Raw genomic sequence first — 10,340 nt, 5'->3', positions numbered from 1 at the left:
AAATTATATTTATCATACAATTGGATTATATCTATTTTTGGATCGATTTGAAGAGAAACAAATGATGTGTGCAGAAAAACGATAAAATTCCAAAGCGAACGAATATTTTGATAATGATAGAAAGGGTGGAGATTTGTCAATTAGGGGTGATGTGTTATGTATACATATTATAGTAATCGTGCCAAAGAGTATGAAACGGTATATGATAGAGACGATGCAGTGAGACAAGCGGAACAATTCATATTACAACAAAAACTGAAAGAGTTATTTCGTGAGAAGGAAATTCTAGAAGTCGCTTGTGGTACAGGATATTGGACGCAATATGTAGTGGAAGTCGCTGCGTATATTACAGCAATAGATTACTCTGAAGAAGTACTAGATGTAGAAAAAGCAAAGGAACTTCCAAAAGAAAGAGTTTCTTTTCATAAAGGAGACGCATTTGAGTTGGGAAGATTCCAGAAAACATTTCAAGGAGCATATGCAAACTTTTGGTTCTCGCACATTGCAAAAGAAGAAGTCACTAATTTTCTAGAACAATTTCATAAAGTGTTAGAAAAAGGAGCAATGATTTGCTTCGCAGATAATATGTATAATGAAGGAATTGGTGGACAGCTTTTATATAAAGATGGAGATGAAAATACGTATAAAGTTCGTTCACTTGCTAGTGGAGAACATTATGAAATTATAAAGAACTATTATACGAAAGAAGAACTGATAGCTACCTTTGAACTTTTTGCAATAGATTTAGAAGTTCATATGGGTGAATGTTTTTGGTGGATTACATACACAGTAAAGTAAATGGGGGAGAATGGATGTATACAACATTTTTATTTGATTTAGATGGAACATTAACAGATCCGAAAGAAGGAATTGTAAATTCGGTTTTATATGCATTGCGAAAAATGGGAATAGATGAACCGAATCAGAAAGAGCTAGATTCTTTTATTGGTCCACCAATTCAGCATTCGTTTGTAGATAGATACGGAATGGACGAAAAACAAGTAGAGCAAGCTGTTACATATTTTCGTGAATATCTAAAGCGAAGCGGCCTACTTGAGAATAGTGCATATGAGATGATTCCCTATATTTTACAAGAGTTAAAAGATGAAGAGAAACGATTATTTGTTGCAACTTCAAAACCCACTGTATTTGCAAAACAAGTTTTAGAACACTTTAACTTGATTCATTTTTTTGAAGAAATTGTTGGTAGTAATTTAGATGGAACCCGAATAAAGAAAGATGAAATTATTGAATGTATTTTGCATACAAATCCAGAGTTGCAAAGAGAAGAGGTAGTGATGATTGGGGATAGAAAGCATGACATGATAGGAGCTAATTGTAATGGGATTGACTCTATCGGTGTATTGTATGGATATGGGAGTGAAGAAGAATTAAAAGAAGCAGGAGCGACACATATTGTGAAACATGTCGAAGAGTTGCGAAGCTTTTGTGAAAAAGACAGAAGTTTTAAAATATAAAACAAAAAAGCAAATCCCTTTATAACGAGTAATAGTTAAATGTTTTCGTTTAAAGGGATTTTTCATATGTAATAGAATAGTAATAAATATGCTGTTTTAATTATAAAAATTTTGTTAGAAAAGGAGGAGGAATGTCAGTATTTGAATCGTTATAAAAGCGATATTTTGTAGGGATACATAGAAAAAATTCGGATTAAAAAGATTGAATTTTCAATCAAAGGGAGGTGAGAGAATTGGAGCTAGTTATTATTTTATTAGCACTTAGTTTACTTATGTTTGTTGCCTATAGAGGATTTTCTGTTATTTTATTTGCACCGATTTTTGCTCTATTTGCAGTATTTTTAACAGAACCTAGTTTTGTACTGCCTTTCTTTTCGAATATTTTTATGGAGAAAATGGTAGGCTTTATTAAGTTGTATTTTCCAGTTTTCTTACTAGGTGCTATTTTCGGTAAAGTAGTAGAAATGTCTGGAATTGCAGATTCCATTGCTAAGACAATTATTGAAATAGTAGGTGAAAAACGGACCATTTTGGCTATCGTTTTAATGGGTGCTGTTTTAACTTATAGCGGTGTCAGTGTTTATGTTGTTGTGTTTGCAGTATATCCATTTGCTGCAAAGTTGTTTCGTCAAGCGAATATTCCGAAGCGCTTAATACCTGGAACAATCGTTCTTGGAGCTGTCACGTTTACGATGGATGCACTCCCAGGATCACCGCAAATTCAAAATGTAATCCCGACAACATTTTTTAAAACAGATATTTATGCAGCACCTATACTTGGTATTATTGGTGCTATTTTTGTCTTAACGTTAGGATTGATCTATTTAGAGAGTCGACGTAAGAAGGCGAAAGCAGCTGGAGAAGGATRTTTTGGTTTTGAAGATGGGAATTCTGAAATGGCAGCATCACTGGAGTTAGAGCAAAAGAATCATACTTCTCTTCAAAGTATTGAGATTTCAAGAGTACAGCAAGTCGTTGCTTTTGTACCACTTATTTTAGTAGGAGTTATGAATAAGTTTTTTACAATAACAATACCAAAATGGTATCCAAATGGTTTTGATTTTTCCTCAATTGGAATGAAATCGTTTGGTAAGGTAGAGTTAAGCGCAGTACTTGGTATTTGGTCGGTAGAATTAGCACTCATCATTGGGATTATAACAACGCTTTTATTATATTGGAAGCGTGTTGTAACAGGATTTCAAGCAGGATTGAATACAAGTATTGGAGGAGCATTGCTTGCAACAATGAATACAGGAGCAGAATTCGGTTTTGGTGGCGTAATTGCAGCACTTCCAGGGTTTGCGATTATGCGAGATAGCATTTCTGCAACATTTACCAATCCACTCGTAAATGGAGCTGTGACAACGAATATTCTTGCTGGTATTACAGGTTCGGCTTCAGGTGGAATGGGAATTGTTTTAAGCGCTATGGGTGATAAATTTATTGCAGCGGCAGAACAATATCATATTCCGCTTGAAGTTATGCACCGTATTGTCTCAATGGCATCGGGGGGAATGGATACACTGCCACATAACGGAGCAATTATTACAATCCTTACTGTTACAGGGTTAACGCATAAACAATCGTATCGTGATATATTTGCTGTGACAATATTGAAAACGGTCGCTGTATTTTTAGTAATTGCCTTTTATACATTTACAGGAATCTACTAATAAATTTATTAGTCTGGGGAAGGAAATAATTAATCGAAGTGGAATATTACATTTGATAATTTATACAATGGAAATTTCACATTATAAAATATTTAGTAGGGAAAGAAGGGGTGGAGTATTTGCAAGAAATCGCTGAATTTCGTATGCCAAAGAACGTTTTGTATGGGAGAAATTCACTTGATAAATTAGGGGAACAAGCAATTAAATTAGGAAAAAAAGCTTTTATTATCAGTGATTCTATTATGAAAAAGCTTGGCTATATCGATGCGTGCGTGAAACTACTAAAAGCGAAAAAAATAGATGTTATTACTTATGAAAATGTAAATGCGGAACCAACAAACATTCATATTTTGGAAGCGTTAACGATTTGTGCAGAGTCGAAATGTGATTTTATCATTGGGCTTGGTGGAGGAAGTTGTATTGATGCGGCAAAAGCTGTAGCAGTGCTTTCTACAAATGGTGGAGAGATTGAAGAGTATGCTCAAAATCATGTGGAAATAGAAAAGCAACCATTACCACTTATTGCAATTCCGACAACATCTGGTACTGGATCGGAAGTGACCAGTGTTGCTGTTATTACAAATACAAAAACAGATGTCAAAATGATGATTAAGCACCCAAATTTCACGCCACAAATCGCGATTATCGATCCCTTATTGACACGTTCTGTTCCACCGAATATTACTGCAGCAACAGGTATTGACGCACTATGTCATGCAATTGAAGCATATCTTTCTAGATTTTCGCAACCGCTTACAGATGTACTAGCACTTGCGGCAATTGGAGCGATTATGAAACACTTGCGGATTGCCTATGGAAATGGGACAAATATAGAAGCACGAGAAGCAATGATGATTGCTTCCTTACAAGCTGGCATTGCTTTTTCAAATGCATCGGTCACTTTAGTTCATGGAATGTCACGTCCAATTGGAGCGCTATTTCATGTACCCCATGGTATATCAAATGCGATGTTACTACCAGCAGTTTTAGATTTTACAAAAATTTGCTCAGTCAAACGCCTTGCAGATGTTGGGCGGATTATAAATCCGGAATTACATTCATTATCTGATGAAGAGCTTGCTAACCATGCTATTTTTGAAATAAAGAAACTCTGTTTGGATCTACGTATTCCTAATCTTAGGGAGTACGGAATTGATCAGGTTGAATTTGAAAATGCTCTTTTAAAAATGGCGAAAGATGCATTGGCCAGTGGGAGTCCGAGTAATAACCCACGCATCCCTTCTTATCATGAGGTGAAAAAATTGTATCGTATATGTTTTGACTATCAATATGAAAATTCTATAAGTACCTCAATAGAATTCTGAATATTATTAAAATATTTCCGCGGAAATGAAAAGGGGTGCAGGAGATGGAATTAGTAATTATTTTATTGGCTCTTTGCATGCTGATGTTTGTTGCCTATCGTGGTTTTTCGGTTATATTATTTGCCCCAATTTGCGCGCTATTTGCGGTTTTATTAACAGAACCAAGTCACGTATTACCTTTTTTCTCTAATATTTTTATGGAAAAAATGGTCGGGTTTATTAAATTATATTTTCCAGTATTCTTACTCGGAGCAATTTTCGGTAAGGTAGTAGAAATGTCAGGGATTGCGGAGTCTATTGCAAAAACTATTATTCAGCTAGTTGGTGTCAAACGTTCCATACTAGCAATAGTTCTAATGGGGGCTATATTAACTTATAGTGGCGTTAGTTTGTTTGTAGTTGCTTTTGCGGTATATCCATTTGCAGCTAATTTATTTCGAGAGGCTAATATTCCAAAACGATTAATACCAGGAACAATTGCTCTTGGAGCGATTACGTTTACAATGGATGCGCTTCCGGGGACACCGCAAATTCAAAATGTTATTCCAACCACGTTTTTTAAAACAGACATTTATGCAGCTCCATTTCTTGGAATTATTGGGGCAATCTTTGTATTTCTTGTTGGTATGTTGTATTTAGAAAGAAGACGAAAAAAAGCCGAAGAAAGTGGTGAAGGGTATTATGGGTTTGAAAAAGAAAATCCTGAAATGGCCGCAACAACAGAAACAGAACAAAATATAAAGCCAGCTATTCATGCTTCTGAAATTACACCGCTTCGTCAAGTACTTGCTTTTGTACCACTTATTTTAGTAGGGGTAATGAATAAAGTGTTTACAGTATTGATTCCAACATGGTATCCAAAGGGTTTTGATTTTTCATCGATTGGATTAAAGGCGTTTGGTAAAGTAGAACTTTCCGGTGTGCTAGGTGTATGGTCTGTTGAACTAGCACTATTAATCGGAATTATTACAACGATAATTTTAAATTGGAAACGCTTAGTCACAGGATTTCAAGCCGGCTTAAATGCAAGTATTGGTGGTGCATTGCTTGCTGCTATGAATACGGGAGCAGAATATGGTTTTGGAGGGGTTATAGCGGCATTGCCTGGTTTTGGTGTCATTCGAGATAGCATTTCTACAACGTTTACCAATCCGCTTGTTAATGGTGCAGTTACTACAAACGTCCTTGCGGGAATTACTGGATCAGCATCAGGAGGCATGGGTATTGCTTTAAGTGCGATGTCGGAGAAATATATTGCAGCAGCAGAGCAATATAATATCCCATTTGAGGTTATGCATAGAGTTATTTCAATGGCATCAGGAGGAATGGACACATTACCACATAATGGTGCCGTTATCACATTATTGGCAGTAACTGGATTAACGCATAAACAATCATATCGCGATATTTTTGCACTTACGATTATTAAAACATTGGCTGTTTTTGTGGTGATTGGTGTTTATAGCTTAACGGGAATTGTATAATATATTTGTGATAATTGGTAAAACACGACTTTAACATTTAAGTAAAAGTCGTGTTTTATTATGTGAAAAATGTATAATAATAACAGAAAGATAATCTGTTATTCTAAACAAGGAGGATGGAAATTATGAAAATGATTGGTMTTATTGGTGGAATGAGCTGGGAGTCTTCTTCTGAATATTATCGCATTATTAATGAAGAAGTAAAAAAGAGATTAGGAGGATTACATTCAGCGAAATGTCTTTTGTATAGTGTTGACTTTGAAGAGATTGAACAATGCCAATCTGAAGGTAATTGGGAAAAAGCGGGAAGCGTATTAGGAGAAGCTGCATATTCTCTTGAGAAAGCTGGCGCAGACTTCATTGTTATTTGTACGAATACAATGCATAAAGTGATTAGTAATATTCAAGATAAGGTGAGTATCCCTATTTTACATATTGCGGATGCAACAGCTATGGAAATAAAAAAACAAGAGATTCAAACAATTGGTTTGCTTGGAACAACATATACCATGGAACAAGATTTTTACAAATCACGTATAGAGGAGAATGGAATAAAAGTAATTGTTCCAAATGAAACTGATAGGGAAATAGTAAATAGAATCATATATAACGAGTTATGTTTGGGAAAGGTTAATCAAACATCAAGAGATGTCTATAAAGAAATAATAAATCGTTTCGTACAAAATGGGGCAGAAGGAATTATATTAGGGTGTACGGAAATAGGGCTATTAATAAAACAAGAAGATTCTCAAGTTCCAGTATTCGATACGGCTATCATACATGCGGTTGCAGCTGTAAATACAGCTTTAGATTAATGGTGATTATAATTTTATTATGTAAACAAATATTCGGTATTATAGATGGAAAACATTCAGAAAATACTTTATAATGTAAGTGGTTACAAAAAAGGGGGAGTATGGATGCTTTCACTTAGGCCAATTGCTTTTGTACATAATGAAAGAAAAATGATAATGGATGATGAATGGGGAGATGTACAATCTCTTATTACATTAACGGATTCATATGCAGAAGAGAGTATACAAGGAATTGAAGATTTTTCACATATTGAAGTAATCTTTTATTTTCATAAAGTGAAAGATGAACAGATTCAATCTTCGGCTAGACATCCACGAAATAATAAGGAATATCCGAAAATAGGTATTTTTGCACAGCGGGGAAAAAATCGTCCAAATCGATTGGGGGCGACAATTGCAAAAGTTGTAAGGCGAGAAGGAAAATCAATTGTAGTTGAAGGATTAGATGCAATTGACGGTACACCTATATTGGATATAAAGCCTGTTATGAGAGAATTTTTACCGAATGAAGATATTTTACAACCTGAATGGGTAACGGACCTTATGAAGGAGTATTGGAAAGGAAGCGAAGTAAAGTGAAAATATATGAAGCGACAATTGAAGATTTAGATGGAGTAGCATCAGTATTTAATAATTATCGTACCTTTTATAAACAAGAGTCGAATGTGGAAGAAGCAAGAGTATTTTTGCGTAATCGCATAGAGCGAAAAGAATCTGTAATTTTTGTAGCTGTTGAAGATGGGGAGTACCTTGGATTCACACAATTATATCCTTCTTTTTCATCAGTTTCGATGAAAGAACTATGGATTTTAAATGACCTATTTGTACAAGAAGGTAAACGCGGCGCAGGTATTGGAAAAAAATTATTAGAAGCGGCTAGAATTTTCGCACTAGAGAACGGTGCAAAAGGATTAAAATTGCAAACAGAAATAGATAACATATCAGCACAGCGATTATATGCCGAGAATGGATATTTGAGAGATAATCGTTATTTCCATTATGAATTAACTTTCTAAATTCAATATTAATACAGGCGAAAATACAAACCGAACTCTATCATTCAACGTATATTACTATTGTGCCAGTACCTGTGAATACAACGTACAATATTATTTGCGATTGCTTGTAGATTTGTATATGAAAAATAAGAACCCTAACATATTACTTTTGATTAATATGTTAGGGTTTTTTAATAAGGTGCTTCTTAAATTTGTGTTGTAATTCGTTTCAGAATCCAAATGACAGCATCTTGAAAGTTTTCTGCAATATAACTCGGTTCAATATGAGCCCAGTTATCGCGATATGTATGTAATGCGTCATGCCCGGCACCCGTTTGAACTAATATCGTTGTTGCATGAACATTTGCACCTGCAACGATATCAGTCCAGCGATCACCAATGACGATACATTTTGTTAAATCCAGTTCATGTTTCTTTGCTGCTTGTAGAAGCATACCTGTACTTGGCTTTCGACATTCGCATCCATCTCCATGTCTGTGAGGACAAAGATAGACGTCATCAAAACCAAAGGCTTCTAGTTCTTGGGTAAAATCTTTCACGGTTGCTTTTCCATCAGCAATGCCAGGCTGGTTTGTAAAGGAAAATAATTTTATATTTTGTTCTTTTAATGCACGTAAGGCGTCTTGTGTAAATGGAAATAAGGTAAATTCACCAGGATAATGTACGATAGTATCTCCTCCGATGGTTCCATCACGATCGATAAATATTGCTTGAATGTTTGTCATAATAGTAGTTCCCTTCAACTAGTAAATTAAAAGTATTTTACAAATCGATATCCGTTTATTTCGTATCCTAATTTTTTATAGAATGGATGAGCATCTTTTCTTTGCGTACCACTTACAAGCCATGTTCCAATACAGTTATGCTCTCTAGCTAACTGTTCAGCATACTCCATTAAAATTTGTCCAATTCCTTTTCTTCGTGCTGTGGAGTCAACACTAATAATGGATATTTCCCCGTATCGTGTCACATCTTCTAAGTTCTCACGTATACGAAATCCAAGGAATCCAAATATATGATCATCTTCTTCGTAAACATATAAGGAGTCAAATGGGCTCATTTCAACAAATTGTAAGCGGTTTTGCATGTCTACATAAGAAATATCAGAACCTTTTAATTCTTTTGTTAGTGAACAAAGTGCTTCTATATCGTTCACAGTTGCTTTTCGAATGTGAGATTTCATACTCTCAACTCCATCTGTAAATATAAATTAATAACTCCAAATGTTAAAGATTCTGTTAAAAAGTGTTTTTTCCTGCTAGTAATACGAATATTTAATATATTAGATATATAGAATGATATTTTAAGAAGAAATATGTTATGATTTTCCTGGGGTTTATTGTAAGTGGGAAGAGGGGAAGTAATTTGTTACAGGTCAATATTCGATCAGCGGGTTATGAAGCAGGAGAAAAAACAATCCATGATATAGCATTTTCAATTGAAAAAGGTGAACTAGTTGCTCTTATTGGTGCAAATGGAGCTGGGAAAAGTACGACAATTAAATCAATGCTTGGCTTACTTGCAAATATGGAGGGTGAAATTTCGTTTGGTGAAAAAGAGAATCCGTATGCATATGTGCCAGAACACCCAACGTATTATGATTATTTAACATTATGGGAGCACATTGAATTGTTAATGGCTGCACGTGGGTGTGAAATAGGGAGCTGGGAGGAACGTGCACAGGAGTTATTACATACATTTCGAATGGAAAAGCATAAGCATGAATACTTATCAAAGTTTTCAAAAGGTATGAAACAAAAATCAATGTTGATTTTGGCTTTTTTAACGGAACCAGACTTTTATATTATTGATGAACCGTTTATTGGATTAGATCCAGTAGCAACACGAGAATTTTTAAATTTCTTATATAAAGAAAAAGAGCGGGGAGTAGGGATTTTACTGTGTACTCATGTGCTAGATACAGCGGAAAGAATCTGTGAACGATTTTTACTTATTTCACAAGGAACGTTATTAGCAAACGGTAATCTACAAACAATTCAATCCCTAGCAGAAATGCCAGAGAGTCCATTATTAGATTGTTTTGATGCAATCGTAAGGCGGGAACAACATGATGAAACAACAATTTTATAAAAGGTTGCGTCATGAACTGAAAAGAAAATGGAAATCCATTCGGTCTGTAACTGATTGGACAGTCGCATTATATTTTATCGTTCCAGTACTTGTATTTAGCGGGATTTATTATCGTTCGTTATGGACAAGAGAATTATCTGCAGAAGAACCGGCTTATTTTTTATTGAGCTTGTTTGTATTTTTCTTTGTTACATATTCAAGAGGAATGCGTTCGTTTTTTGAGCAAGCAGATAGCCTGTTTTTAATTCAGCATCCAGTTCACATAAGAAAATTAATGAAATATGGCATGGTATACACATGTATTCGAATAAGTATAACAAATATCATTGTAACGCTCATTATGTTACCTATATTGGTTAAGAGTATGGGAGCTTCTCTTTTACAAGTCGTATTATTTTGGCTGTCCTTTACCGTTTTTCGGTGTATGTTATCACTATTGGTAAGATATATAGATG

At 34.8% G+C, this 10,340-nt stretch carries 12 protein-coding genes; 10 read left to right on the top strand and 2 right to left on the bottom strand.

The annotated features are described in order from the left end of the window. Nucleotides 1-156 precede the first annotated feature (156 nt). From AC1DIT_RS24985 to AC1DIT_RS24950, 8 genes are all read left to right on the top strand, one after another. Nucleotides 157-798, top strand: a complete 642-nt coding sequence (locus AC1DIT_RS24985) for a class I SAM-dependent methyltransferase (protein WP_016131373.1) — start codon at nucleotides 157-159, stop codon at nucleotides 796-798. 14 nt (nucleotides 799-812) lie between these two features. Next, a complete protein-coding gene (locus tag AC1DIT_RS24980; RefSeq protein ID WP_016132758.1) occupies nucleotides 813-1,478 on the top strand; it encodes an HAD family hydrolase in 666 nt (221 codons plus the stop codon). A 233-nt stretch (nucleotides 1,479-1,711) separates the two neighbouring features. Next, nucleotides 1,712-3,151: a GntP family permease gene (locus tag AC1DIT_RS24975; protein WP_476998484.1), complete on the top strand. Its 1,440-nt coding sequence runs from the start codon at nucleotides 1,712-1,714 to the stop codon at nucleotides 3,149-3,151. 110 nt (nucleotides 3,152-3,261) lie between these two features. Further along, on the top strand, nucleotides 3,262-4,476 hold the full coding sequence (locus AC1DIT_RS24970) for an iron-containing alcohol dehydrogenase (RefSeq protein WP_016131376.1): 1,215 nt from the start codon (nucleotides 3,262-3,264) through the stop codon (nucleotides 4,474-4,476). A gap of 44 nt (nucleotides 4,477-4,520) precedes the next feature. Beyond that, nucleotides 4,521-5,960: a GntP family permease gene (locus AC1DIT_RS24965; protein ID WP_016131377.1), complete on the top strand. Its 1,440-nt coding sequence runs from the start codon at nucleotides 4,521-4,523 to the stop codon at nucleotides 5,958-5,960. Nucleotides 5,961-6,085: 125 nt separating this feature from the next. Beyond that, on the top strand, nucleotides 6,086-6,775 hold the full coding sequence (locus AC1DIT_RS24960; RefSeq protein WP_476998483.1) for an aspartate/glutamate racemase family protein: 690 nt from the start codon (nucleotides 6,086-6,088) through the stop codon (nucleotides 6,773-6,775). 105 nt (nucleotides 6,776-6,880) lie between these two features. Continuing rightward, the gene (locus AC1DIT_RS24955) at nucleotides 6,881-7,354 is read left to right on the top strand and encodes an SAM-dependent methyltransferase (RefSeq protein WP_016131378.1); all 474 of its coding nucleotides are present in this window, start codon (nucleotides 6,881-6,883) and stop codon (nucleotides 7,352-7,354) included. Further along, nucleotides 7,351-7,791: a GNAT family N-acetyltransferase gene (locus AC1DIT_RS24950; protein ID WP_016114691.1), complete on the top strand. Its 441-nt coding sequence runs from the start codon at nucleotides 7,351-7,353 to the stop codon at nucleotides 7,789-7,791. Before AC1DIT_RS24955 ends, AC1DIT_RS24950 begins: the two co-directional genes overlap by 4 nt. Before the next feature lie 188 nt (nucleotides 7,792-7,979). Here AC1DIT_RS24950 and AC1DIT_RS24945 read toward each other — a convergent pair whose 3' ends face one another. Beyond that, on the bottom strand, nucleotides 7,980-8,519 hold the full coding sequence (locus AC1DIT_RS24945; RefSeq protein ID WP_016131379.1) for an HAD-IIIA family hydrolase: 540 nt from the start codon (nucleotides 8,517-8,519) through the stop codon (nucleotides 7,980-7,982). Between the two features lie 26 nt (nucleotides 8,520-8,545). Further along, a complete protein-coding gene (locus AC1DIT_RS24940) occupies nucleotides 8,546-8,977 on the bottom strand; it encodes a GNAT family N-acetyltransferase (protein ID WP_016131380.1) in 432 nt (143 codons plus the stop codon). 182 nt (nucleotides 8,978-9,159) lie between these two features. On the opposite strand from AC1DIT_RS24940, the gene AC1DIT_RS24935 reads away from it, so the two are divergent. Both AC1DIT_RS24935 and AC1DIT_RS24930 read left to right on the top strand, forming a co-directional pair. Further along, nucleotides 9,160-9,885 (top strand): ABC transporter ATP-binding protein, encoded by a 726-nt coding sequence (locus AC1DIT_RS24935; RefSeq protein WP_016114694.1) that lies wholly within the window; start codon nucleotides 9,160-9,162, stop codon nucleotides 9,883-9,885. Continuing rightward, nucleotides 9,863-10,340: ABC transporter permease (locus tag AC1DIT_RS24930; protein WP_476998482.1), on the top strand; the 478-nt coding region annotated here is incomplete at its 3' end. The genes AC1DIT_RS24935 and AC1DIT_RS24930, both read left to right, overlap by 23 nt.

The sequence above is a fragment of the Bacillus sp. 05T22 genome (assembly GCF_056396765.1).
The sequence above is the reverse complement of the archived record's forward strand: the minus strand, read 5'-3'. Positions and strand labels throughout refer to the sequence as shown.

Excerpts from the sequence above, each read along its gene's own strand:
- AC1DIT_RS24940 (WP_016131380.1), bottom strand. The coding sequence starts at position 8,977 with ATGAAATCTCACATTCGAAAAGCAACTGTGAACGATATAGAAGCACTT.
- AC1DIT_RS24945 (WP_016131379.1), bottom strand. The coding sequence starts at position 8,519 with ATGACAAACATTCAAGCAATATTTATCGATCGTGATGGAACCATCGGA.
- AC1DIT_RS24985 (WP_016131373.1), top strand. The coding sequence starts at position 157 with ATGTATACATATTATAGTAATCGTGCCAAAGAGTATGAAACGGTATAT.
- AC1DIT_RS24965 (WP_016131377.1), top strand. The coding sequence starts at position 4,521 with ATGGAATTAGTAATTATTTTATTGGCTCTTTGCATGCTGATGTTTGTT.
- AC1DIT_RS24955 (WP_016131378.1), top strand. The coding sequence starts at position 6,881 with ATGCTTTCACTTAGGCCAATTGCTTTTGTACATAATGAAAGAAAAATG.
- AC1DIT_RS24980 (WP_016132758.1), top strand. The coding sequence starts at position 813 with ATGTATACAACATTTTTATTTGATTTAGATGGAACATTAACAGATCCG.